Genomic DNA, 22,482 nt, shown 5'->3' on the forward strand with positions numbered 1-22,482 from the left:
GGGCGCTATCCCTCGTGAACGATTCACAAGGTGTCATCGTCTAGCGCAGCGCCCCGCAGACCCTCCCCTGGCAGGACCGGCCAACCCTGGGCCCCTAGCCCGCACCCAACCCGAAATCCGCGGCGGCCCCAACCCATGCGCCACAGCCCACCGAGACCTGTCCTCGGCCGCCAAACTGGAACATGTTTCGGTCATATCGGCCAGAACGCCCCTCCGGTGACCAGGGGTTACGCGGCACAGGTAACGCCTGAACCGCGAACAGGCGCACGCTGGGTGGAAGGCACCCGATAGGGTTCCGGTCACATGTAACCGCCTTTTACAGACAGGGAGCGCCACGATGGGTGACTTCGTCAACCTGACCGTCGAGGACGGCGTCGGCACGATCCGACTAGACCGGCCCAAGATGAACGCGATCAGCTTCCAGGTGCAGGCTGAGCTGCTCGAGGTCGCGACCGAGGCGGCGGGCGACGACGACGTACGCGCGGTGGTCGTCTACGGCGGGGAGAGGCTGTTCGCCGCCGGCAACGATGTCAAGGAGATGGCCGGCCTCTCCTACTCCGAGATGGCCAAGCGGGTCGCGGGTGTGCAGGCCGCGGTGACAGCGGTCGCGGAGATCCCCAAGCCGGTGGTGGCCGCGGTGACCGGCTACGCGCTGGGCGGGGGCTGCGAGCTGGCGCTCGCCGCCGACTTCCGGATCGCCGCCGACGACGCCACCTTCGGTCAGCCGGAGGTGCTGCTCGGCATCATCCCCGGTGCCGGGGGCACCCAGCGGCTGGCGCGACTGGTCGGGCCGTCCAAGGCCAAGGATCTGATCTTCTCGGGCCGCTTCGTCAAAGCAGACGAGGCGCTTGCTATCGGCTTGGCCGACCGGCTGGTGCCGGCGGCCTCTGTCTACGAGGAGGCGCTCGCGTGGGCGAGCCAGTACAAGAAGGCGGCGCCCTACGCTCTGGCGGCGGCGAAGACGGCGATCGACAAGGGGCTCGGGGTGGACCTCGCCACCGGGCTGGCCATCGAGCAGCAGCAGTTCGCCGGCGTGTTCGCGACGCAGGACTCCCAGATCGGGATGGGATCGTTTCTGGAGAACGGTCCGGGCAAAGCCAACTTCGAAGGGAAGTGACTCTCGTGTCCGACACCAAGAAATCCTCCGGTCCTGCCGTGGTGAAGACCGTCCGGTCCTACGCCTCCAGGGCGGTCTGGGTGATCGCGCTGATCGCCGCCCTGGCGCTGGCGATCGGTGCCCTTCTGATCGCGCTCGACGCCAACCAGAGCAACACGCTCGTCGCCTTCGTGCTCGACGCGGCAGACGTTGCCGATCTCGGCCTGTTCTCTCGTGAGAACGGCATCAAGCAGTTCGGCGGTGAGGACGCAGCGACCAAGAACGCGCTCTTCAACTGGGGCATCGGTGCGCTGGCCTGGCTGATCGTCGGCCGGATCGTGGCTGGTTTCATCCGGCCCTGACCCCATGTGACATTCTCAACTCGAAGGCACCTGTCATCCTTATGTGACTGACGGGTAACATCGCTGGCGAACTACGACCATTCAGGAGGGGCCGGCTAGGCCGCACCATCATGAACATTGTTGTGCTTGTGAAGTACGTACCGGACGCGACCGCGGACCGGCAGTTCGAGGACGACTTCACCGTCGACCGCGTGAACGTCGACGGTCTGCTCTCCGAGCTCGATGAGTATGCGGTCGAGCAGTCGTTGCAGATCAAGGAGAAGCGCGACGGTGAGGAGATCTCCGTCACCGCGCTGACCGTGGGTCCCGAGGCCGCCGAGGCTGCTGTGCGCAAGGCGCTGCAGATGGGCGCCGACAAGGGCGTCCACGTCGTCGACGACGCGATCGCCGGCTCCGACTCCATCGCCACCTCGCTCGTGCTCGCCAAGGCGATCGAGAAGATCGGCGCCGAGACCAAGGTCGACCTGGTGGTCGGCGGTCTGGCCTCGACCGACGCCAGCATGAGCGTCGTCCCGGCGATGCTCGCCGAGCGCCTCGGCCTGCCGCAGGTCACCCTGGCCTCGGTCGTCGAGACCCAGGGCGACCAGATCCGCATCAAGCGTGACGGCGACGTCGCCACCGAGGTCATCGGTGGCACGCTGCCGCTGGTCCTCTCGGTGACCGACCAGTCGGGCGAGGCCCGCTACCCGTCGTTCAAGGGCATCATGGCGGCCAAGAAGAAGCCGCTGGAGACCTGGTCGCTGGCCGATCTCGGTGTCGACGCCGGTCAGGTGGGTCTCGGTGCCGCGTACACCGCGGTCGAGGAGACGGCGGCCCGCCCGCCGCGTACCGCCGGTGAGATCGTCACCGACGAGGACGGCTCTGGCGCCAAGGCGCTGGCCGAGTTCCTCGTGTCCAAGAAGTTCATCTGAGGCCGAGAAAGGATTCTGAATCATGGCTGAAGTTCTCGTTCTCATCGACCACGTGGGTGGTCAGGTCAAGAAGCCGACCTACGAGCTGCTCACCCTGGCCGCCAAGCTCGGCGAGCCGTCCGCGGTCTACATCGGTGACGCCGGCGGCGCTGCTGGTGCCGCGGAGGCCGTGAAGGGCTACGGCGCCGAGAAGGTGTACGTCATCGACGACGCCCAGATCAAGGGCTACCTGGTGGCCCCGAAGGCCGAGGCGCTCGCGCAGCTGGCCGGCACCGCCTCCCCGGCGGCGATCCTGCTGCCCTCCTCCGCGGAGAACAAGGAGGTCGCCGGACGTCTGGCGATCAAGCTCGACTCCGGTCTGATCACCGACGCCGTCGACCTCGACGAGTCCGGCGTGGCGACCCAGTCGGTCTTCGCCGGAAACTTCACGGTCAAGGGCAAGGTCACCAAGGGCACCCCGATCATCACGGTCAAGCCCAACTCGGCCGCTCCGGTCGAGAAGGCCGGCGCCGCCGCGGTCACCCCGTTCGAGGTGACCATCTCCGACGCCGCCAAGACCGCCCAGATCGTGGCCTCCCAGCCGCGTAAGGCCTCGGGTCGCCCCGAGCTCACCGAGGCCGCGATCGTGGTCTCCGGTGGTCGTGGCACCGGCGGCGACTTCTCCGCCGTCGAGGGCCTCGCCGACGCGCTCGGTGCCGCCGTCGGCGCCTCGCGTGCCGCGGTCGACTCCGGCTGGATGCCGCACACCTTCCAGGTCGGCCAGACCGGCAAGACCGTCTCCCCGCAGCTCTACGTGGCCAACGGGATCTCCGGCGCGATCCAGCACCGCGCCGGTATGCAGACCTCGAAGACCATCGTCGCGGTCAACAAGGACGAGGAGGCCCCGATCTTCGAGCTCGTCGACTTCGGTGTGGTGGGCGACCTGCACACCGTCCTCCCGGCCGTCACCGACGCGGTGAAGGCCGCGAAGGCCTGAGCTCGCCCGGCGCTCGCGCCGGGCGAACGCGAAGGGGTCGAGCGAGCGCACAGCCGAGCTTGCGAGGCTGTGACCGCGGGTCGAGACCGACGGTGAGCTACGTGTTTCACTTCGCGTGAGACGTCCTGAAAACCCGCCTCCGAGCAGCCGCTCGGAGGCGGGTTCTTTACTGTTTGGTATCGGGTCCGGCGAATTGTCGCGCGGGCCATACGTCGCTGGGTATAGTCCGGGCCCATGTGGGTCAATTTGCTGAGGTCGAAGACGACCCGGAAGATATCGATCGCCTCGGCTGTGGCGGGATGCGTGGCAGCGCTGGTGATGGCGACGATGTCGGTGGTCTCGACACCAGCGACCGCGGCGCCCTGGTCGCCGCCGCCGGGACCGTTCTTCAACAACCCGACAGGCAACTACGCGCAGCGCAACGCCGTCGTCAATCGGATCAACACCAGCATCCGGCACTCGGTGCGGGGCTCCTACATCCGGTTCGTCACCTACAACCTGGACCGTGCCGACACCGTCGACCAGCTGATCGCCGCCCACAAGCGCGGTGTTCACGTGCAGATCCTGGTCAACCGGAAGATGTGGAGCAGCGGCGAGAAGAAGCTGGCCGCGCGCCTCGGCACCAAGCGCCACCGGCCGAGCTTCATCTACGGATGCGCCGGTGCCTGCCGTGGATACACCAAGGGCAACCTGCACATCAAGATCCACTCCTTCACCCAGGTCGGCTCCAAGCGCAACATCGTGATCAACAGCTCCGGCAACCTCGGTGGCGGCGCGGCCGGATCCCAGTGGAACGACGGCCAGACGATCTACGCCAGCACCAGCCTGTGGCGGACCTGGCTGCGGATGTTCAACGAGCTCAAGGCCGACAGGAAGGCCACGCCGCGCTACGTCTCGTGGTCCGGTGGCGGGACCTCCGTCGGGTTCCAGCGCACGCGCCCTGGGGCGACCAGCGAAGAGGTCTACGCCCGCGGCTCCGGCGACAGGGTGATCGACCGGCTGCGCCGGGTCGGTTGCCGGGCGCCCACGGGCTACGGCACCAAGGGCAAGACGATCCTGCGAGTCCACATGTACGCGTGGTACGGCCGCCGCGGCGAGCGGATCGCCGACGAGGTCGTCCGGCTGAAGAAGCGTGGCTGCGTGGTCCGGGTGATCGGCTCGGTCACCAGCGCGCCTGTCTATCGAAAGCTCAGGCGGGTCGGCATCCCGGCGCGCGACGCCGCGTGGGACTGGGGCCAGAAGAAGTCGACCGGCGGCGACAACATCGTCTACGGCTCGCGGTGCTACTCCCACTACAAGTGGATGAGCGTCAACGGTTCTTTCGGCGGCCGCGGCACGTTCAGCGTCTGGACCGGCTCGGAGAACTGGTCGCCGCCGTCGTTCAGCAACGACGAGGTCACCTTCCGGTTCACCTCGAAGAGCTACTACAACGCCTACACCGACCGGTTCAAGAGGATGTGGAACAGCTCGAACGCGACCCACAAGATCTACAGCCAGCCGAAGCGTCGTCCCTGCGCCTGACCGGTTGGCCGCTAGCCTCCACGGGTGAGCTTCGGTGAACTCGATGGAGGCATCCAGCCGCTCGACGGCGGCTGGTCGGGAGAGACGTTCCTGGCGGAAACCGGTGGTGAGCGGTCGGTGGTGCGGGTCTTCGCCGATCCGCGCCATCCACCGCAGGCCGCGGAGATCCAAGAGGCCCTGCACCGTCTGGTGCGGGGCCTCCTCCCGGTCCCGGAGGTCTTGGAGGTCCGCCGCGCGGACCTCGACATGGGCACACCCGCACTGCTGGTGACCGCGTTCGTCGACGGCGTACGCGGCGACCTGCTGGTTCCTGACCTGAACGAGGAGCAGCAGCGTCGGCTCGGACGAGAGCTCGGGGAGATCGCGGCGACCCTGGCCGGGATGCCGTTCCTGACCGCCGGGACCTTCGCCGACAAGGAGCTGAGGGTCGAGGCGCATGCGTTGGACCTGACTGACTGGGTCGAGTCGTACGCGGATCGACTCGACTGGTCACCGGCGGACCTTGAGGGTCTGCGCGACGTTGCCGCCGACGCCCAGTCCCTGCTCGACGCGGTCACCAGGGTGAGCCTGGTGCACAGCGACCTCAACCCGAAGAACCTCATCCTCGATCCGGAGACGCTGAGCGTGCGTGCGGTCGTCGACTGGGAGTTCGCCCATGCCGGACCCCCGTATGCCGATCTCGGCAATCTGCTGCGGTTCGACCGGCAGGAGGCGTACGTCGCGGGGGTGCTGGAGGGCTACGTCTCGGCGCGCGGTGGCAGCACCTCGGAAGCCCTCGATCTGGCGCGCTCCGCGGACCTGGTTGCGCTGGTGGAGCTCGGCGCGCGGCGTACCGACAATCCGGTGGCCGCCCGGGCGCACGATCTCCTCCTCGAGATCGCGCGATCCGGTGATGTCCACATCGCCCCAGAGGGCTCGGATCGAGGCTAGGCTTCGGAGCGCGCCGGACGGTGCCGGCGCGACCTGGGGGATGGTTGTGGGAGCGAGTGAGCTCGACGGGGCCCGAGGCCCTGCCGGAGGTTGGTGGCGTAGCTGGACGCCCTGGATCTCGGCGTTGGTGCTGTCGGCGCTCTTCGCCGGTGCGATGTCAGGGATCGCGTTCGTCAGGAGGTCCTACCAGCCACCGGTGGACTATCCGGCGATGAACGAGTCCGAGCCCGCGGCGATCGCATCGGCACCGGCGAGCCCGGCCGGGAAGAAGGAGCGGCTCGAGGCCTCGCCAGGTGCCCGGCCGGCGGGCGATCCCAGCGAGTCGAAGCCGGCGAAGCCGTCGCGGAAGCTGCGGCCCTCCGCGTCCACGTCCGCATCTGCGAGCGGTGAGCCGATGGCGACGGCGAAACCGTCCGAGAGTCCGCGCGGCCCGCTCGAAAGCCTGGGCGAGCTGCTGGGGTTGGGCGGCGAGGACTGACTCTGTCCGTGCGGTCCGCACGGCGAAAGGGTGGTGGCTGCGTACGGCCGACGACATAGGCTTCGTACATGAGTGCAGAGGCAGTGATCCGTGAGGTGGCGGCGAAGGCACGAGAGGCGAGCTACGAGCTCGCGGTCGCGCCGCGCAGTGTGAAGGACGCGGCGCTGCACGCGATGGCCGACGCCCTGCTCGACCGAGCCGACGAGGTGCTGACGGCCAATGCGGCCGACGTGGCCCGTGCCGAGGCGTCCGACAGCCCGGCCAACATCGTCGACCGCCTCACCCTGACCCAGGAGCGCCTCGATGGCATCGCCGCCGCGCTCCGCGAGCTCGCCGCTCTTCCGGACCCGGTGGGAGATGTCGTCCGCGGCAGCACCCTCGCCAACGGTCTCGAGCTGCGGCAGGTGCGGGTCCCCTTCGGCGTCGTCGGGATGATCTACGAGGCACGCCCCAACGTCACCGTCGACGCTGCCGGGATCTGCCTCAAGTCCGGCAACGCGGCGCTGCTGCGTGGTTCCTCCAACATCGCGGCCAGCAACGTGGCGATCGTCGCCGTGCTCCGCGACGCCGTGGTCTCGGTCGGTCTCCCGGCCGACGTGATCCAGGTCGTGCCCGGTGAGGGCCACGACTCGGTCAAGGCCCTGATGCGCGCCCGTGGACTGGTCGACGTGCTCATCCCGCGCGGTGGCGCCGGCCTGATCCGCAGCGTCGTCGAGGAGTCCACCGTGCCGGTCATCGAGACCGGGGTGGGCAACGTGCACGTCTACGTCGACAAGGCCGCGGATCTCGACAAGGCGCTCGCGATCGTCATCAACTCCAAGACCCAGCGCACCAGCGTGTGCAACTCCGCCGAGTCGCTGCTCGTGCACGCCGACATCGCCGAGGAGTTCCTGCCCAAGGTGATCCCCGCGCTCCAGGAGCGCGGCGTCCAGATCCACGGAGACGAGGCCTTCCAGACCTACGACCTGGTCGAGCCGGTCACCGAGGAGGACTACGCGGCCGAGTTCCTGGCGCTGAAGATCAGTGCCGCGGTCGTACCTTCCCTCGACGCTGCCGTCCAGCACATCCGGCGCTGGTCGAGCGGTCACACCGAGGCGATCGTCACCGACGACCTGGGCGCCGCTCGGCGGTTCACGGCCGCGGTCGACTCCGCTGCGGTCATGGTCAACGCCTCGACGCGGTTCACCGACGGCGGCGAGTTCGGCTTCGGTGCGGAGATCGGGATCTCGACCCAGAAGCTGCACGCTCGCGGCCCGATGGGCCTGCCCGAGATGACCTCGACGAAGTACGTGGTCACCGGCGACGGACATCTACGCTAGTCCGAAGCGGCTACTCGAGCGGTCACAAGGTAATCTGTCGCCCATGTCGAACTCCGTTCTGTCGAGCATCATCACCTCCGCTGAGCACGGGGCCGAGCACGGCACCTCCGGCATCGAGTGGGTCATCGGTGGGGTGACCCTGGCCATCCTGTTCTTCGCGCTGATGGCTCTGGTCTGGTTCGCCGGTGGCCGTGAGCACTCCTGAGCGCTGATCAGATGGGCAGCGGGGGAGCGCCCGAGCCAGGTCTGGAGGGTCTGACCGGCAAGCGCCGTGTCGGGGTGATGGGCGGCACCTTCGATCCCATCCACCACGGCCACCTGGTGGCGGCCTCCGAGGTGCAGTCGTTCTTCGACCTCGACGAGGTCGTCTTCGTGCCCACCGGCGACCCGTGGCAGAAGGCCGACCGGAACGTCTCCCCGGCCGAGCACCGCTACCTGATGACGGTCATCGCGACCGCCGCCAACCCGCGCTTCACCGTCAGCCGGGTCGACATCGAACGCGCCGGCCGGACCTACACCATCGACACCCTGCGCGATCTCGCCAAGGCGCTGCCGGACGCCGAGCTCTACTTCATCACCGGGGCCGACGCGCTCGCCGAGATCTTCACCTGGCGCGACACCGACGAGCTCTTCGAGCTCGCCCAGTTCGTGGGGTGCACGCGTCCGGGCTACGCGATGGATCCCGAGGTCATCTCGAAGATCCCCGCCGACCGGATCACCATGCTCGAGATCCCGGCTCTGGCGATCTCCTCCTCCGACTGCCGCGATCGGCGTCACCGCGGCGAGCCGGTCTGGTATCTCGTCCCAGACGGCGTGGTGCAGTACATCGGCAAGCACGACCTCTACCGACCCACTCCCCACCTCAAGAATCCCCATTACAAGGATGGCCCATGACCGCGACCGAGCACGCTCTCGAGCTCACCATCACGGCCGCCCGCGCGGCCTCGGAGAAGAAGGCTGGACACATCCTCGCCTTCGACGTCAGCGACCAGCTGGCGATCACCGACACCTTCCTGCTGGCCTCCGCCCCCAACGAACGGCAGGTGCAGTCGATCGTCGACGAGGTCGAGCTCAAGCTGCGCGACCTCGGCTCCAAGCCGCTGCGGCGTGAGGGTCACAAGGAGGGGCGCTGGGTGCTGCTCGACTACGGCGAGATCGTCGTGCACGTCCAGCACGAGGAGGAGCGCCAGTTCTACGCCCTCGAGCGGCTCTGGCGTGACTGCCCCGCCATCTCGCTGCCCGCCGACGTCGTCTCCGAGGACTGAGGTCAGGTGGGCGAGCCAGCTGTGCCTGCGGAACCCCGTCGCCTCATCCTGCTCCGCCACGGCGTCACCGGCTGGAACGCCGACGGTCGCTACCAGGGCCAGACCGACATCGAGCTCGTCGAGACCGGCCATCAGCAGGCCAAGGCCGCCGCTCGCACGCTCGCGACGACGTACGCCGTGACCCGGCTCGTCTCCTCCGACCTGATGCGGGCACGCCAGACCGCTGCCCACGTCGCCGAGGAGACCGGCCGCGAGGCTGCGTACGACCCGCGCCTGCGTGAGGTCTGCGCGGGGGAGGCCGAGGGGATGAACCGCGCCCAGATCCACGAGCGCTTCGGTGAGATGCCGGCCAGCTGGGAGCCCTACGGCGGGGAGTCGTGGCCCACCGTGGCGGCGCGCTTCAGCGCCGCGCTCCACGACGTCGCCGAGACCGTCGAGCCCGGCGAGACCGTCGTGGTCGTCGCCCACGGCGGCGCCATCCGCCAGGGTCTGGCCGCCTTCCTCGGCTGGGAGCCGTCCGTCGTCACCACCCTCGCGCCGCTGACGAACTGCGCCTGGATCGAGCTCGTTGCCCGAGAGTCCACTCATGGACTCATTCCGTCAGCGCCATGGCGCCTCGCGACGTACGGAGTGGGCACCCCGATTTCGTGATCGCAAACTGATTCCGCTAATGTTCTTCTCGTTGCCCGGGGTGATCGACCGGGACAACGCCACGGGGGTGTGGCGCAGCTGGTAGCGCATCTGCATGGCATGCAGAGGGTCAGGGGTTCGAGTCCCCTCACCTCCACCGAAATGCCGGTCAGGGCCATGTTCTGAACTCTGAGAAGGGTTCGAGAACATGGCCTTTTCCGCATTTGGTTCGCATGGATCTGGGCCTGGATCTGACATGAAACTGCAAAGAAACTGCCAAGAGGCCTCAATGTTCGAGCCTCAGGGTCTTTCCTCGTGTGCCGAGCCCTCCGTGAACCCGAGAACCTCATCCCTCGCAGCGGTGACTTGCCCGCCCTGGACGATCGCGAGCGTGGGTCGGTGTTCCGCCGATGAATGGTGTGGTGTTCGTGCACATCGGAACCCGCAAGAGCGGTACGACCTCGCTGCAGGGCCTGCTGCGCGGCTCCAGTGCGGCTTTGGCGGAGCAGTCGGTCGCGCTGCGTGCGACGCCGCACGGGATGACCGAGGTGATCGCCGACCTCGTCTCCGGCCGGCGCGAACTGCAGGAGGAGGCCGTCGGCCGTCTCGTACGTGTCCTGAAGCTCGGTCCCGAACGGCAGATCATCTCGTTGGAGGCCCTGGCCGAGCTGCCGCAGTGGCTGGCCTCGCAGATCGTGGCGGCCATCCAAGGGCTCGGCTACGAGGTCAAGGTGCTCATCACCGCCCGTCACTGGGGTCTCGCGATTCCCTCGGAGTGGCAGCAGACCGTGAAGGAACGCGGCACCGCGACCTTGCAGGAGTACATCGCGGCCACCCGTCACGGAAGCCCCGGCGAACCGGGGTTCTGGGCCTGTCACTACCTGCCCGACATCGTCTCCCGCTGGAGCGAGCGGACCGATGACGTCGTCGTGATCGCCACCCCGTCACCGCCCGTCGACGGCCTAGGCATCGTCGACCTGTTCTGTGCGGAGGTCGGTATCGACCCATCCACGTTGAGCAAAGCGCCGGGCGAGGCGGTCGCCAACCGCTCGCTGTCGCTGGGCCAGGCCGAGATGGTGCGCCGGCTCAACCTCGAGCTCTCCCGCCGGCAGGTGCCGAAGCGGCCGTTCTATCGCAAGGCCGTGCGCGGCTGGATCGTGCGCGAGAGCCTGATGGCAGACAGCGGCCGCACGCCGGTTCGGCTGCCCGCCGAGGCGGCCCCGTGGTGCGTCGAGGTCACCCGGCGCCAACTGGTCGAGCTGAGGCGTTCGGGTGTTCGCATCGTTGGCGACGAGGCTGACCTGGTCTGCCCCGAGGACCTCGCCGTCGGCCCCGTCGAGCCCAATGACCGCGACGTCCTCGACGTCGCCCTCGGTGCCATGGCCGAGCTCGCCATCCAACGCTGGAAGACCGTCGCTGAACGTGACCTGGCCGTTGGGCGGCCCGAGAAGCGCAGCACCCGTGTACGTCGGCTGCGTACAGCGGTTCGGCGACGGATCCTCTGAGTCGAGGTCCTGAGAAACGACGTGTGAGATCTGCTCGACGCCGTCGGCAGCGGGAATCCCGCTGCTGACGGCGTCGAGCCACGTTCCGGCTCGCTCGGACCCTTGACTGCGGGCGGAGGGTCGTCTTACGCTCATTCTGATATATGAGTCGTGTATCATTACTCACCCAGGAGCCCAGCATGACCATCAGCCCGCCCAGCTCGACCGTTGTTGCGCCGATGGCGACCGCCTCCACCGCGACGACCAACGTGCTCACGCTCTCATGCCAGGAGCGCCCGGGGATCATGCAGGCGGTCACCAGCTTCCTGTACGAGCGTGGGTTCGACATCCTCGAGCACCAGCAGCACGACGACCGGATGGGGGAGCTGTTCTTCCTCCGGACCGAGTTCGCCGCTGTCGGCGGGGCCGGTGTCGATGAGCTCACCGCCGAGTTCGGGCCGATCGCGGATCGGTTCGGGATGTCGTTCACCTTCCACGACGAGCGCAAGCCGCGGCTGCTGGTGATGGTCTCCAAGTTCGGCCACTGTCTCAACGACCTCATCTTCCGGTGGCGTGGTGGGACGCTGGGTGCGGAGATCGCGGTCGTCGCCTCCAACCACGAAGATCTCCGCCCGATGGCGGAGGCGGCCGGCCTGGAGTTCATCCACCTCCCGGTCACGCCGGAGACCAAGCCGCAGGCCGAGCAGCGCATGCTGGATCTGGTCGAGGCGTACGACATCGACCTGGTGGTGCTCGCCCGCTACATGCAGATCCTCTCGGACGGCCTGTGCCGCCAGCTCGAGGGGCGCGCGATCAACATCCACCACTCGTTCCTGCCCGGCTTCAAGGGGGCCAAGCCCTACCACCAGGCGCACGCGCGTGGTGTGAAGCTCGTCGGTGCCACCGCTCACTACGTCACCGCCGACCTCGATGAGGGGCCCATCATCGAGCAGGAGGTCAACCGGGTCGACCACTCCTACACCCCGCAGGCGCTGGCCAACGTCGGACAGGACGCCGAGTGCCTCGCGCTCTCGCGTGCTGTCCGCTGGCACTGCGAGCACCGTGTCCTCATGCACGGCTCCAGCACCGTCGTGTTCCGCTGACCACCCACCCAGAACCACCCGGAAATCTCAGGAGTTGCTCATGCCATCCTCCCGCAGCACCGTCTCGCCCCGCACAGTCATCATCGGCGCCGGCATCGTCGGCACGAACCTCGCGGACGAACTCGTGTCGCGCGGGTGGTCCGACGTCACGGTCATCGAGCAGGGCCCGCTCAGCCTGCCCGGCGGCTCGACCTCGCATGCTCCCGGTCTCGTCTTCCAGATCAACCCGTCGAAGACGATGACCTTGTTCGCCAAGTACACCGTCGAGAAGTTCCTGTCCCTGGAGAAGGACGGCGTGAGCTGCTTCAACCAGGTCGGTGGCCTCGAGGTGGCGACCACCGAGGCTCGCGTCGCCGAGCTCTACCGCAAGCTCGGCTACGCGAAGTCCTGGGGGATCGACGCCCGGGTCATCGGCGCGGCTGAGTGCAAGGACCTCTATCCGCATCTGGACGAGTCGCAGGTCCTCGCGGCGCTGCACATCCCCACCGACGGTCTGGCTCGGGCGGCTCGTGCCGTCGACATCCTCATCGAGCGTACGCGGGCGGCCGGCGTCACCTACCTCGAGCACACGGCGGTGACCGGTGTCCTCCAGGAGGGCGGCCGTGTCACCGGCGTGGAGACCACCGGCGGAGTCGTCGAGGCCGACATCGTCGTCTCGTGCGCCGGGTTCTGGGGCGTCGAGGTGGGCGCGATGGCGGGCACCGACGTGCCGCTCATCCCGCTCGCCCATCAGTTCGTCAAGACCACGCCGGTGCCGGTCCTGAGCGGCAAGCACAAGCAGGCCGACGGCGCGACCCTGCCGATCCTGCGCCACCAGGACCAGGACCTCTACTTCCGGGAGTGGGGGGAGGCGTACGGGATCGGTTCGTACGCCCACAAGCCGATGCCGTACGTCGCCTCCGACCTCGGCCCGACCCCGGAGCACGTCGACCACGACAACATGCCCTCCCGGCTCGACTTCACGCCCGAGGACTTCAAGGGTCCGTGGGACGAGTGCCGCAAGCTGCTCCCGTGCCTGCAGGAGACCGAGATCGCGGAGTCGTCGTTCAACGGCATCTTCTCGTTCACCCCGGACGGGGGGTCGCTCGTCGGTGAGTCCCGCGACGTCGACGGCTTCTGGGTCGCCGAGGCCGTCTGGGTCACCCACTCCGCCGGCGTCGCCCGGGCGGTGGCCGAGGTGCTGACGACCGGCCGCTCGGAGTACGACCTCGCCGACTGCGAGCTCAACCGCTTCGAGGAGACCCAGCTCGCCCCGGCGTACGTCAGCGAGACCTCGCAGCAGAACTTCGTCGAGATCTACGACATCCTGCACCCGCTGCAGCCCAAGGAGTCACCCCGCGACATCCGGGTCAGCCCGTTCCACGCACGCCAGGTCGAGCTCGGCGCCTTCTTCCTCGAGGCGGGGACGTGGGAGAGGCCGCACTGGTACGAGGCCAACGCGGCCCTGCTGGACCAGCTGCCGGAGGAGTGGAAGGCGCCGACGCGCGACGACTGGTCCGCCCGCTACCACTCGCCGATCGCGGCCGTCGAGGCATGGAAGACCCGCACCGCGGTCGCCATGTACGACATGACGCCGCTGCGCCGCCTCGAGGTCTCCGGTCCTGGTGCCGAGACGCTGCTGCAGCGGCTCACCACCGGGGACGTGGCCAAGAAGCCCGGTGCGGTGACCTACACCCTGTTCCTCGACGAGCAGGGTGGGATCAAGAGCGACATCACCGTCGCCCGTCTCGAGGACGAGCTCTACCAGGTCGGTGCCAACGGGACGGTCGACCTGGCGTACCTCCGCCGGGAGGCCCGCAAGCTGCGGGCCGAGGACCCCGCCCTCGCCGCGCATGTCCGGGACACCACCGGCGGCACCTGCTGCATCGGCCTGTGGGGGCCGCTGGCCAGGGACCTGATCGCCAAGGTCAGCGCGGACGACTTCACCAACGACGGTCTGAAGTACTTCCGCGGCAAGCGGGCCACCATCGGCGGGATCCCGGTCACTGCCCTGCGGCTGTCCTACGTCGGAGAGCTCGGCTGGGAGATCTACGCCTCCGCCGAGAACGGCCAGAAGCTGTGGGACGTCCTGTGGGACGCCGGCCAGGAGCACGGTGTCATCGCCGCCGGCCGCGCCGCGTTCGGCGCGCTGCGGCTGGAGAAGGGCTACCGGTCCTGGGGTGCCGACATGACCACCGAGCACGACCCGTACGAAGCAGGCGTCGGGTTCGCGGTGAAGACCGCCAAGGAGGACTTCGTGGGCAAGGCTGCGCTCGAGGGCCGCTCGGTGGAGACCTCGGCTCGCCGGCTTCGCTGCCTCACCGTCGACGACGGCAAGTCCATGGTGCTCGGCAAGGAGCCCGTGCTGTCGGGCGACACCGCCGTCGGGTACGTCACGAGCGCGGCGTACGGGTTCACGATCGGCAAGCCGATCGCCTACGCCTACCTGCCGGCGGAGATCGGCGAGGGCGACCAGGTCGAGATCGAGTACTTCGGTCAGCGGATCCCGGCGACGGTCACACCTGAGCCGCTCTTCGACCCCGCGATGAGCCGTCTGCGCGGCTGACCGGCCTCGTCGGGATCGGGTCCAGAGGCCGTTGACAGCCATCTTCACCAGCAAGCATACTGTTGATCATCAATTGATATATCAATCGTACTTCAAGAGTTCAGGAGTTCACCGTGGTTGACGTCTTGACCGCCTCGCTCGCGACCCTCGACCCCGAGGTCAGCGAGCAGATCGACGCCGAGCTGAGCCGCCAGCAGACGACGCTGGAGATGATCGCCTCGGAGAACTTCGCTCCTGCCGCGGTGATGGAGGCGCAGGGGTCGGTCCTCACCAACAAGTACGCCGAGGGCTACCCCGGCCGCCGCTACTACGGCGGCTGCGAGCACGTCGACGTGATCGAGCAGCTCGCCATCGACCGTCTCAAGGCGCTCTTCTCCGCGGAGTACGCCAACGTGCAGCCGCACTCGGGCGCCCAGGCCAACGCCGCGACGATGTTCGCTCTCCTCGAGCCCGGTGACACCATCCTCGGCCTCTCGCTCGCCCACGGCGGCCACCTCACCCACGGCATGAAGATCAACTTCTCCGGACGCCTCTACCAGGTCGTTCCGTACGAGGTCAGCCGCGAGGACTTCCTGATCGACATGGCCGAGGTCGAGCGTCTCGCCCTCGAGCACCGGCCGAAGCTGATCGTCGCGGGCTGGTCCGCCTACCCTCGCCAGCTGGACTTCGCGGAGTTCCGGCGGATCGCGGATCTGGTCGGCGCCCGGCTCATGGTCGACATGGCGCACTTCGCCGGCCTGGTCGCGACCGGCCTGCACCCGAACCCGGTGCCGTTCGCCGACGTCGTCACCTCGACGACGCACAAGACCCTGGGTGGCCCGCGTGGGGGAGTCATCCTGACCAACGACCCCGCCATCGCCAAGAAGATCAACTCCGCGGTCTTCCCCGGTCAGCAGGGTGGGCCGCTCGAGCACGTCATCGCCGGCAAGGCGGTCGCGTTCAAGGTCGCCGCGGAGCCTGAGTTCCGCGAGCGCCAGGAGCGTACGCTGCGCGGTGCCCGCATCATCGCCGAGCGTCTGCTCGCCGACGACGTCGCGGCCGCGGGTGTCTCGGTGGTCAGCGGCGGCACGGACGTACATCTCGTGCTGGTCGACCTGCGCGACTCCGAGCTGAACGGCCAGGACGGCGAGGACCGGCTCCACCGGATCGGCATCACGGTCAACCGCAACGCGGTCCCGTTCGACCCGCGCCCGCCGATGGTCTCCTCCGGCCTGCGAATCGGCACGCCTGCCCTGGCCACGCGCGGGTTCGGCGACAGCGACTTCAGCGAGGTGGCCGACATCATCGCGGCCGCGCTGAAGGACGACTTCACCGAGGAGACGGCCGATGTCCTGCGCAGCCGGGTGACCGTCCTCGCCGAGAAGCACCCGCTCTACCCCCACCTCATCGAGTCGAACGGAGCCGTGTGATGGCGGACCTCCTGCCCGAGCACCCCGACTTCCTCTGGCGCAACCCGGAGCCCAAGTCCTCCTACGACGTCGTCATCATCGGCGGCGGCGGACACGGTCTCGCGACGGCGTACTACCTCGCGAAGAACCATGGCATCACGAACGTCGCCGTGCTCGAGCGTGGTTGGCTCGCGGGCGGCAACATGGCCCGGAACACGACGATCATCAGGTCCAACTACCTGTGGGACGAGTCCGCGGCGATCTACGAGCACTCCCTCAAGCAGTGGGAGGTGCTCCCCGAGGAGCTCGACTACGACTTCCTCTTCAGCCAGCGCGGCGTGCTCAACCTCGCCCACACGCTGCAGGACGTCCGCGACTCGGTGCGCCGCTGCGAGGCCAACCGCCTCAACGGGGTCGACGCCGAGTGGCTCGACCCCGACCAGGTGAAGGAGGTCTGCCCGATCATCAACACCAGCGACAACATCCGCTACCCGGTCATGGGTGCGACCTACCAGCCGCGCGCGGGCATCGCCAAGCACGACCACGTCGCCTGGGCGTTCGCGCGGAAGGCCGACGAGCTCGGTGTCGACCTCATCCAGGACTGCGAGGTCACCGGTATCGTCAAGGACGGCAACCGGGTGACCGGCGTCCGGACGAGCCGCGGCACCATCGCGGCCGGAAAGGTCGCGCTGTGCGCGGCCGGGCACTCCAGCGTCCTCGCCGAGATGGCCGGCTTCGACCTGCCGATCCAGTCGCACCCGCTCCAGGCGCTCGTCTCCGAGCTCCACCAGCCAGTCCACCCCACGGTGGTCATGTCGAACCACGTCCACGTCTACGTCTCCCAGGCCCACAAGGGCGAGCTGGTCATGGGCGCCGGCGTCGACTCCTACAACGGCTACGGCCAGCGTGGCGGGTTCCACGTGATCGAGGAGCAGATGGCAGCGGCCGTCGAGCTGTTCCCGATCTTCGCCCGAGCCCACCTGCTGCGTACCTGGGGCGGCATCGTCGATGTCACCCCGGACGCCTCCCCAGTCGTGAGCAAGACGCCGATCGACCAGCTCTACGTGAACTGCGGCTGGGGCACCGGTGGCTTCAAGGGCACCCCCGGTGCCGGCTGGACGATGGCGCACACGATCGCCCACGACGAGCCGCACGAGTACAACGCCCCGTTCGCGCTGGAGCGGTTCAGCACCGGCGCCCTCATCGACGAGCACGGCGCAGCCGCCGTGGCCCACTGAAAGGAGCTGACGATGATCCTCATCAGCTGCCCCAACTGCGGGTCGCGTGACGAGACCGAGTTTCACTACGGCGGACAGGCCCACGTCCCGTACCCGGAGGACCCGAACACGCTCAGCGACGAGGAGTGGGGTCGCTACCTGTTCTACCGCGAGAACACCAAGGGCATCTTCGCCGAGCGCTGGGTCCACAGCTCCGGCTGCCGCAAGTGGTTCAACGTTCTTCGTGACACCGTCACCTACCGCATCGCCGCCGTCTACCGCACCGGCGAACCGCGCCCCACTCTGGATGGAGACCCGCAGTGAGCACGACGTCGCAACGCCTCCCAGACGGCGGCCGGATCGACCGATCCACCCGCCTCACCTTCCATGTCGACGGCCAGGAGTACGCCGGCCACGCCGGTGACACCCTCGCCTCGGCGCTGCTCGCCAACGGCGTGCTCGAGTGCGGGCCGTCGCTGTACCGGCAGCGCCCCCGCGGCGTCCTCGCCGCCGGGGTCGAGGAGCCCAACGCGTTGGTCAAGCTGAGTCGTCCCGGTGACTCGGTCACCGAGTCGATGCTTCCCGCCACGACCGTCGAGCTCGTCGACGGGCTCGAGGCTCACTACCTCAGCGGCCTCGGCGAGCTCGACCCCGCCGACGACACCGCGATCTATGACAAGTTGTACGTCCACGCCGATGTGCTCGTCATCGGTGCCGGCCCGACCGGGCTCGCCGCCGCGAGGACCGCCGCCGCATCCGGTGCCCGCGTCATCCTCATCGACGACCAGCCCGAGCTCGGCGGCGCCCTGCTCTCCACCCGCGACGTCAGCATCGACGGCGTCGACAGCGACGTCTGGCTGCGCGGTGTCACCGAGGAGCTCGCGGCCGCACCCGAGGTCACGGTCCTCAGCCGGACCAACGCCTTCGGCAGCTACGACTCCAACTACGTGATCGCGCTCGAGAGCCGGCTCGACCATCTCGACGCCCCCGCCAAGGAGGAGCTCAGGGGCCTGTCGCGACAGCGCCTGTGGCACATCCGGGCCCAGCAGGTCGTCGTCGCGACCGGCGCTCACGAGCGTCCCCTCGTGTTCGCCAACAACGACCGGCCCGGCGTGATGCTCGCCTCCGCGGTCCGCACCTACCTCAACAGGTACGGCGTCGCCGCAGGGGCCAGGATCCTGCTCGCCACCACGAACGACAGCGCCTACGACGTCGCCGCCGACCTGACGGCGGCCGGAGTCACCGTGGCGGCCGTCGTCGACTCCCGCGCCGAGCAGTCCGAAACCGCCCGCCGGGCCGAGGCGGCAGGCATCGAGGTCATCCTCGGCTCTGCCGTCCTCGACACCGACGGCGACCCTCGGGTCACCGCCGCGACGGTGTCGGCCATCGATGCCGACGGCGTCGCGGTCGGAGAGAGGCGAGACGTCGCCTGCGACGTGGTCGCCGTCGCCGGAGGCTGGAGCCCCGTCGTGCACCTGCACAGCCAGCGGCAGGGAAAGGTCCACTGGGACGAGGACCTGGCCGGCTTCGTCCCCGTGGGGGAGGTCCCCGGCCAGCAGATCGCGGGATCGGCCCGCGGCAGCTACCCGCTCGAGGCGTGCCTCGCCGAGGGTCGGCACGCTGCCTCGACGGCTCTGCTCGCCGCCGGCTTCGTCGGTGAGCTGGAGGCGCCGATCGAGCCACTTCCCGCGGCGAGGGCCAGCGGTACGACCCGCAGCCTCTGGCTCGCGGCCGAGCACGGCGTCCCGCTCGACGACCTGGTCGACCACTTCGTCGACCTCCAGCGCGATCAGACGGTGCACGACGTACTGCGTGCGACCGGCGCCGGGATGCGCAGCGTCGAGCACATCAAGCGCTACACCTCCATCAGCACCGCCAACGACCAGGGCAAGACCTCCGGCGTCAACGCGATCGGGGTCATCGCGGCCGCGCTCAACGACGGTCGCAGCCCCGGTGAGATCGGCACGACCACGTACCGTGCGCCGTACGCTCCGGTCCCGTTCGTCGCGCTCGCGGGCCGCGAGCGGGGAGACCTCTTCGACCCGGCCCGGCTGACGTCGATCCACCCCTGGCACGTCGCGCAAGGTGCCGAGATGGAGATCGTTGGCCAGTGGCTGCGGCCCTGGTACTACCCGCGGAACGGCGAGTCGCTGGACGAGGCCGTGCTCCGTGAGTGCGCCGCGGTCCGCGAGTCGGTCGGCATGATGGACGCGACCACCCTGGGCAAGATCGAGGTGTGGGGGAGTGACGCCGGTGAGTTCCTGAACCGGATCTACACCAACGGCTTCAAGAAGCTCGCCCCCGGCTCTGCGCGCTACGGCGTCATGTGCACGCCCGACGGGATGATCCTCGACGACGGTGTCACGCTCCGCCTCGACGAGGGCCGCTACTTCATGACCACGACCACCGGCGGCGCCGCCAAGGTCCTCGACTGGCTCGAGGAGTGGCATCAGACCGAGTGGCCGGCCCTGGACGTCAGCTTCACCTCGGTGACCGAGCAGTGGGCCACCGTCGCCGTCGTCGGCCCGAAGTCGCGCGAGGTGATCGCCAAGATCGCACCGGAGCTCGATGCCAGCAACGAGGCGTTCCCCTTCATGAGCTTCCGCGAGACGACGCTCGCCTCGGGCGTCCCGGCGCGGGTGTGCCGGATCTCGTTCTCCGGAGAGCTCGCCTTCGAGGTCAACGTCGAGACCTGGTTCGGTCGGCGGGTGTGGGAGGAGATCCACGCCGCCGGCCAGGAATGGTCGATCACCCCGTACGGCACCGAGACCATGCACGTGCTCCGCGCGGAGAAGGGCTACCCGATCGTCGGCCAGGACACCGACGGCACGGTCACCCCTCAGGACGCGGGCATGGAGTGGATCGTCTCCAAGGTGAAGGACTTCGTCGGAAAGCGGTCCTACAGCCGGGACGACACCGCCCGCACCGACCGCAAGCACCTCGTCTCGGTGCTGCCGGTCGACAAGACCTTCAGGCTGCCCGAGGGCACCCAGCTGGTCGCGGCCGGTACGCCGATCACTCCTGCTGACGGACCGGTGCCGATGCTCGGGCATGTGACCTCGAGCTACCACAGCGCCGCGCTCGGGTGCTCGTTCGCCCTGGCACTCATCAAGGATGGCCGCAACCGCATCGGCCAGTCCCTCGTCGCGCCGGTCGGAGACCGAATGGTCGACGTCGTCGTCGCTGAAACCGTCCTCTACGACCCGGAAGGAAGCCGCCGCGATGGTTGAGACCACGATCGAGCCGCTCGACAAGACGATCCATGATCTGCGCGTCAGCCCAGCCCAGCATCTCCACGGCGACTTCGTCGCGGCCGGCGTCTCGGGAGCCCGGGGGGTGCGGGTGCGCGAGGAGCAGTTCCTCACCATGGTGGGTCTGCGCGTGCCGATCGGCTCGCCGGACCGGGATCGCCTGGCCAAGGTCCTCGGCACCGAGCTGCCGGCCCGTTGCGGCGAGGTCGCCATCGGCCACGACGTGACCGTCCTGTGGCTCTCGCCCGACGAGTATCTGGTCATCTCCCAGAGTGTGGGCGGCTCCACCCTGGTGTCCTACCTGCGCGCGGGGGCCGCAGCCGGTGATTCCGCGGTCCTCGACTTGTCGGCCAACCGGACCACCCTCCGGCTCGAGGGCCCGTCGGCGCGGGCGGTGCTCGAGAAGGGCTGCCCGCTCGACCTCCATCCCCGGGCCTTCTCGCCCGGCACCGCCGTCGCCACCAGCATCGGACGTGTCCCGGTCCTGCTCTGGAAGGTCGAGAACGAGTCGTACCGGATCCTTCCGCGTGCCTCGTACGCAGACTTCCTGGGCCGCTGGCTGATCGACGCCATGGCCGAGTTCAAGGTGATCTCGACAAGCTCGATCCGTCGCTTGGGATCCGGCTGATGGCACTGAGCGTGTTCGACATGTTCTCCGTCGGCATCGGGCCGTCGTCGTCCCATACGGTCGGCCCGATGCGCGCGGCGGTGCAGTTCACCGACGCCCTGAAGGAAGGCTCGCTGCTCGACGGGGTCGCCCGGGTCCAGGTGGAGCTGTTCGGGTCCCTCGGCGCCACCGGCCACGGCCACGGCTCCGACAAGGCGGTCGTCCTCGGTCTCGAGGGCAACCGTCCCGAGACCGTCGACACGGACAACGCCGACGCTCGCGTGGCCGAGGTGCGGGCGGCTCGTCGGCTGCGACTCGGTGGTGGGCGGGAGATCGAGTTCGATGCCGACGACGTGGTGATGCATCGCACCAAGACCCTGCCCGCGCACCCGAACGGCATGATCTTCCGAGCGTTCGAAGCCACCGGAGCGACGCTCCTGGAAAGCACCTACTACTCGGTCGGAGGCGGCTTCGTCGTGGACGAGACCGCGGCCGGCGCCGACCGGATCGTCGCGGACGCGACCCCGATCCCGTATCCCTTCACCACCGGAGCGGAGCTGCTCGCGACCTGCGCCCGATCAGGCAAGCGGATCAGCGACGTGATGATGGCCAACGAGCTGGCGTGGCGCACCGAGGACGAGGTACGCGCCGAGCTGCTGCACATCTGGTCGGTGATGCAGGAGTGCGTGCACAACGGCTGCACCCGCACCGAGCCCACGCTGCCCGGCGGGCTGAAGGTCCCTCGACGCGCCCCGGGTCTCTACACCCACCTCCACGCCGTCACCGACGACACCGACCCGCTCAGGGCGATGGACTGGGTCAACCTCTTCGCCCTCGCCGTCAACGAGGAGAACGCCTCGGGCGGGCGGATCGTGACCGCGCCGACCAACGGCGCGGCGGGCATCGTCCCGGCCGTTCTCCACTACTACGAGAAGTTCGTGCCCAGCGCGGACGAGGACGGGATCGTGAGGTTCCTCCTCGCGGCCGCCGCGGTCGGGATCCTGTTCAAGATCAACGCGTCCATCTCCGGCGCCGAGGTCGGCTGTCAGGGCGAGGTCGGCTCGGCCTGCGCGATGGCGGCCGGCGCTCTGTGCGAGGTGCTGGGCGGCAGCCCCGAGCAGGTGGAGAACGCGGCCGAGATCGGGATCGAGCACAACCTCGGCCTCACCTGCGACCCGGTGGGTGGGCTGGTGCAGATCCCGTGCATCGAGCGCAACGCCATCGCCAGCAACAAGGCCATCAACGCTGCCCGCATCGCCGCCCGCGGCGACGGCAGCCACCGTGTCTCTCTCGACGCCGCGATCAAGACCATGCGCGAGACCGGGGCCGACATGAAGATCAAGTACAAGGAGACCTCCCGCGGAGGCCTCGCTGTCAACGTCATCGAATGCTGACGTCG

21 protein-coding genes and 1 tRNA gene are annotated in these 22,482 nt (G+C 68.6%); 21 read left to right on the forward strand and 1 reads right to left on the reverse strand.

Features of this window, described 5'->3' with window-relative positions:
* Window positions 1-337 precede the first annotated feature (337 nt).
* From ABZZ22_RS07470 to ABZZ22_RS07495, 6 genes are all read left to right on the forward strand, one after another.
* A complete protein-coding gene (locus ABZZ22_RS07470; RefSeq protein WP_354928678.1) occupies window positions 338-1,117 on the forward strand; it encodes an enoyl-CoA hydratase-related protein in 780 nt (259 codons plus the stop codon).
* Between the two features lie 5 nt (window positions 1,118-1,122).
* Window positions 1,123-1,458 carry a hypothetical protein gene (locus ABZZ22_RS07475; protein ID WP_354928681.1) on the forward strand — a complete coding sequence of 112 codons (336 nt, stop codon included), beginning with the start codon at window positions 1,123-1,125 and terminating at the stop codon, window positions 1,456-1,458.
* Window positions 1,459-1,568: 110 nt separating this feature from the next.
* The gene (locus ABZZ22_RS07480) at window positions 1,569-2,369 is read left to right on the forward strand and encodes an electron transfer flavoprotein subunit beta/FixA family protein (RefSeq protein WP_354928684.1); all 801 of its coding nucleotides are present in this window, start codon (window positions 1,569-1,571) and stop codon (window positions 2,367-2,369) included.
* Window positions 2,370-2,391: 22 nt separating this feature from the next.
* Window positions 2,392-3,345, forward strand: a complete 954-nt coding sequence (locus ABZZ22_RS07485; protein ID WP_354928687.1) for an electron transfer flavoprotein subunit alpha/FixB family protein — start codon at window positions 2,392-2,394, stop codon at window positions 3,343-3,345.
* A gap of 234 nt (window positions 3,346-3,579) precedes the next feature.
* Window positions 3,580-4,866, forward strand: a complete 1,287-nt coding sequence (locus ABZZ22_RS07490) for a phospholipase D-like domain-containing protein (protein WP_354928690.1) — start codon at window positions 3,580-3,582, stop codon at window positions 4,864-4,866.
* A 24-nt stretch (window positions 4,867-4,890) separates the two neighbouring features.
* Window positions 4,891-5,796 carry a phosphotransferase gene (locus ABZZ22_RS07495; protein WP_354928693.1) on the forward strand — a complete coding sequence of 302 codons (906 nt, stop codon included), beginning with the start codon at window positions 4,891-4,893 and terminating at the stop codon, window positions 5,794-5,796.
* A 201-nt stretch (window positions 5,797-5,997) separates the two neighbouring features.
* Here ABZZ22_RS07495 and ABZZ22_RS07500 read toward each other — a convergent pair whose 3' ends face one another.
* The gene (locus ABZZ22_RS07500; protein ID WP_354928696.1) at window positions 5,998-6,165 is read right to left on the reverse strand and encodes a hypothetical protein; all 168 of its coding nucleotides are present in this window, start codon (window positions 6,163-6,165) and stop codon (window positions 5,998-6,000) included.
* A 177-nt stretch (window positions 6,166-6,342) separates the two neighbouring features.
* Here ABZZ22_RS07500 and ABZZ22_RS07505 point away from each other — a divergent pair, with 177 nt between their 5' ends.
* The 15 genes from ABZZ22_RS07505 to ABZZ22_RS07575 all read left to right on the forward strand — a co-directional run bounded on the left by ABZZ22_RS07505 (window position 6,343) and on the right by ABZZ22_RS07575 (window position 22,477).
* Window positions 6,343-7,593, forward strand: a complete 1,251-nt coding sequence (locus ABZZ22_RS07505; protein WP_354928699.1) for a glutamate-5-semialdehyde dehydrogenase — start codon at window positions 6,343-6,345, stop codon at window positions 7,591-7,593.
* Between the two features lie 43 nt (window positions 7,594-7,636).
* Window positions 7,637-7,798, forward strand: coding sequence for a hypothetical protein (locus tag ABZZ22_RS07510; RefSeq protein ID WP_292650848.1), 162 nt, complete (start codon window positions 7,637-7,639; stop codon window positions 7,796-7,798).
* An 11-nt stretch (window positions 7,799-7,809) separates the two neighbouring features.
* Window positions 7,810-8,487 (forward strand): nicotinate-nucleotide adenylyltransferase, encoded by a 678-nt coding sequence (gene nadD / locus ABZZ22_RS07515; RefSeq protein WP_354928702.1) that lies wholly within the window; start codon window positions 7,810-7,812, stop codon window positions 8,485-8,487.
* A complete protein-coding gene (rsfS, locus tag ABZZ22_RS07520; RefSeq protein WP_292650844.1) occupies window positions 8,484-8,858 on the forward strand; it encodes a ribosome silencing factor in 375 nt (124 codons plus the stop codon). Before nadD ends, rsfS begins: the two co-directional genes overlap by 4 nt.
* 21 nt (window positions 8,859-8,879) lie before the next feature.
* A complete protein-coding gene (locus ABZZ22_RS07525) occupies window positions 8,880-9,509 on the forward strand; it encodes a histidine phosphatase family protein (RefSeq protein WP_354928706.1) in 630 nt (209 codons plus the stop codon).
* Between the two features lie 63 nt (window positions 9,510-9,572).
* Window positions 9,573-9,645 (forward strand) — tRNA-Ala (locus ABZZ22_RS07530).
* Between the two features lie 271 nt (window positions 9,646-9,916).
* Window positions 9,917-10,993, forward strand: a complete 1,077-nt coding sequence (locus ABZZ22_RS07535) for a hypothetical protein (protein ID WP_354928709.1) — start codon at window positions 9,917-9,919, stop codon at window positions 10,991-10,993.
* A 179-nt stretch (window positions 10,994-11,172) separates the two neighbouring features.
* The gene (gene purU / locus ABZZ22_RS07540; protein WP_354928712.1) at window positions 11,173-12,075 is read left to right on the forward strand and encodes a formyltetrahydrofolate deformylase; all 903 of its coding nucleotides are present in this window, start codon (window positions 11,173-11,175) and stop codon (window positions 12,073-12,075) included.
* A gap of 40 nt (window positions 12,076-12,115) precedes the next feature.
* Window positions 12,116-14,620: an FAD-dependent oxidoreductase gene (locus tag ABZZ22_RS07545; RefSeq protein WP_354928715.1), complete on the forward strand. Its 2,505-nt coding sequence runs from the start codon at window positions 12,116-12,118 to the stop codon at window positions 14,618-14,620.
* A 113-nt stretch (window positions 14,621-14,733) separates the two neighbouring features.
* A complete protein-coding gene (glyA, locus tag ABZZ22_RS07550) occupies window positions 14,734-16,029 on the forward strand; it encodes a serine hydroxymethyltransferase (RefSeq protein ID WP_354928718.1) in 1,296 nt (431 codons plus the stop codon).
* Window positions 16,029-17,246, forward strand: a complete 1,218-nt coding sequence (locus ABZZ22_RS07555; protein WP_354928721.1) for a sarcosine oxidase subunit beta family protein — start codon at window positions 16,029-16,031, stop codon at window positions 17,244-17,246. Before glyA ends, ABZZ22_RS07555 begins: the two co-directional genes overlap by 1 nt.
* A 12-nt stretch (window positions 17,247-17,258) precedes the next feature.
* Entirely contained in the window at window positions 17,259-17,549 is a 291-nt protein-coding gene (locus ABZZ22_RS07560) for a sarcosine oxidase subunit delta (RefSeq protein ID WP_292653169.1), read from the forward strand.
* On the forward strand, window positions 17,546-20,455 hold the full coding sequence (locus ABZZ22_RS07565) for a 2Fe-2S iron-sulfur cluster-binding protein (RefSeq protein WP_354928724.1): 2,910 nt from the start codon (window positions 17,546-17,548) through the stop codon (window positions 20,453-20,455). Before ABZZ22_RS07560 ends, ABZZ22_RS07565 begins: the two co-directional genes overlap by 4 nt.
* Window positions 20,448-21,104, forward strand: coding sequence for a sarcosine oxidase subunit gamma family protein (locus ABZZ22_RS07570; RefSeq protein ID WP_354928727.1), 657 nt, complete (start codon window positions 20,448-20,450; stop codon window positions 21,102-21,104). The genes ABZZ22_RS07565 and ABZZ22_RS07570 overlap by 8 nt, the downstream gene beginning before the upstream one ends.
* The gene (locus ABZZ22_RS07575) at window positions 21,104-22,477 is read left to right on the forward strand and encodes an L-serine ammonia-lyase (protein WP_354928730.1); all 1,374 of its coding nucleotides are present in this window, start codon (window positions 21,104-21,106) and stop codon (window positions 22,475-22,477) included. The genes ABZZ22_RS07570 and ABZZ22_RS07575 overlap by 1 nt, the downstream gene beginning before the upstream one ends.
* The last annotated feature ends 5 nt before the right edge of the window (window positions 22,478-22,482 follow it).

It is taken from the genome of Nocardioides sp. NPDC006273 (assembly GCF_040613495.1).
In the GTDB taxonomy this organism is placed as follows: Bacteria; Actinomycetota; Actinomycetes; order Propionibacteriales; family Nocardioidaceae; genus Nocardioides.

What these genes read in the sequence shown, in the direction of transcription:
- ABZZ22_RS07570 (WP_354928727.1), top strand. Translation starts at nt 20,448, where the DNA reads ATGGTTGAGACCACGATCGAGCCGCTCGACAAGACGATCCATGATCTG.
- ABZZ22_RS07505 (WP_354928699.1), top strand. Translation starts at nt 6,343, where the DNA reads ATGAGTGCAGAGGCAGTGATCCGTGAGGTGGCGGCGAAGGCACGAGAG.
- purU (WP_354928712.1), top strand. Translation starts at nt 11,173, where the DNA reads ATGACCATCAGCCCGCCCAGCTCGACCGTTGTTGCGCCGATGGCGACC.
- rsfS (WP_292650844.1), top strand. Translation starts at nt 8,484, where the DNA reads ATGACCGCGACCGAGCACGCTCTCGAGCTCACCATCACGGCCGCCCGC.
- ABZZ22_RS07485 (WP_354928687.1), top strand. Translation starts at nt 2,392, where the DNA reads ATGGCTGAAGTTCTCGTTCTCATCGACCACGTGGGTGGTCAGGTCAAG.
- ABZZ22_RS07575 (WP_354928730.1), top strand. Translation starts at nt 21,104, where the DNA reads ATGGCACTGAGCGTGTTCGACATGTTCTCCGTCGGCATCGGGCCGTCG.
- nadD (WP_354928702.1), top strand. Translation starts at nt 7,810, where the DNA reads ATGGGCAGCGGGGGAGCGCCCGAGCCAGGTCTGGAGGGTCTGACCGGC.
- ABZZ22_RS07490 (WP_354928690.1), top strand. Translation starts at nt 3,580, where the DNA reads ATGTGGGTCAATTTGCTGAGGTCGAAGACGACCCGGAAGATATCGATC.
- ABZZ22_RS07510 (WP_292650848.1), top strand. Translation starts at nt 7,637, where the DNA reads ATGTCGAACTCCGTTCTGTCGAGCATCATCACCTCCGCTGAGCACGGG.
- ABZZ22_RS07470 (WP_354928678.1), top strand. Translation starts at nt 338, where the DNA reads ATGGGTGACTTCGTCAACCTGACCGTCGAGGACGGCGTCGGCACGATC.
- ABZZ22_RS07560 (WP_292653169.1), top strand. Translation starts at nt 17,259, where the DNA reads ATGATCCTCATCAGCTGCCCCAACTGCGGGTCGCGTGACGAGACCGAG.
- ABZZ22_RS07480 (WP_354928684.1), top strand. Translation starts at nt 1,569, where the DNA reads ATGAACATTGTTGTGCTTGTGAAGTACGTACCGGACGCGACCGCGGAC.
- ABZZ22_RS07555 (WP_354928721.1), top strand. Translation starts at nt 16,029, where the DNA reads ATGGCGGACCTCCTGCCCGAGCACCCCGACTTCCTCTGGCGCAACCCG.
- ABZZ22_RS07545 (WP_354928715.1), top strand. Translation starts at nt 12,116, where the DNA reads ATGCCATCCTCCCGCAGCACCGTCTCGCCCCGCACAGTCATCATCGGC.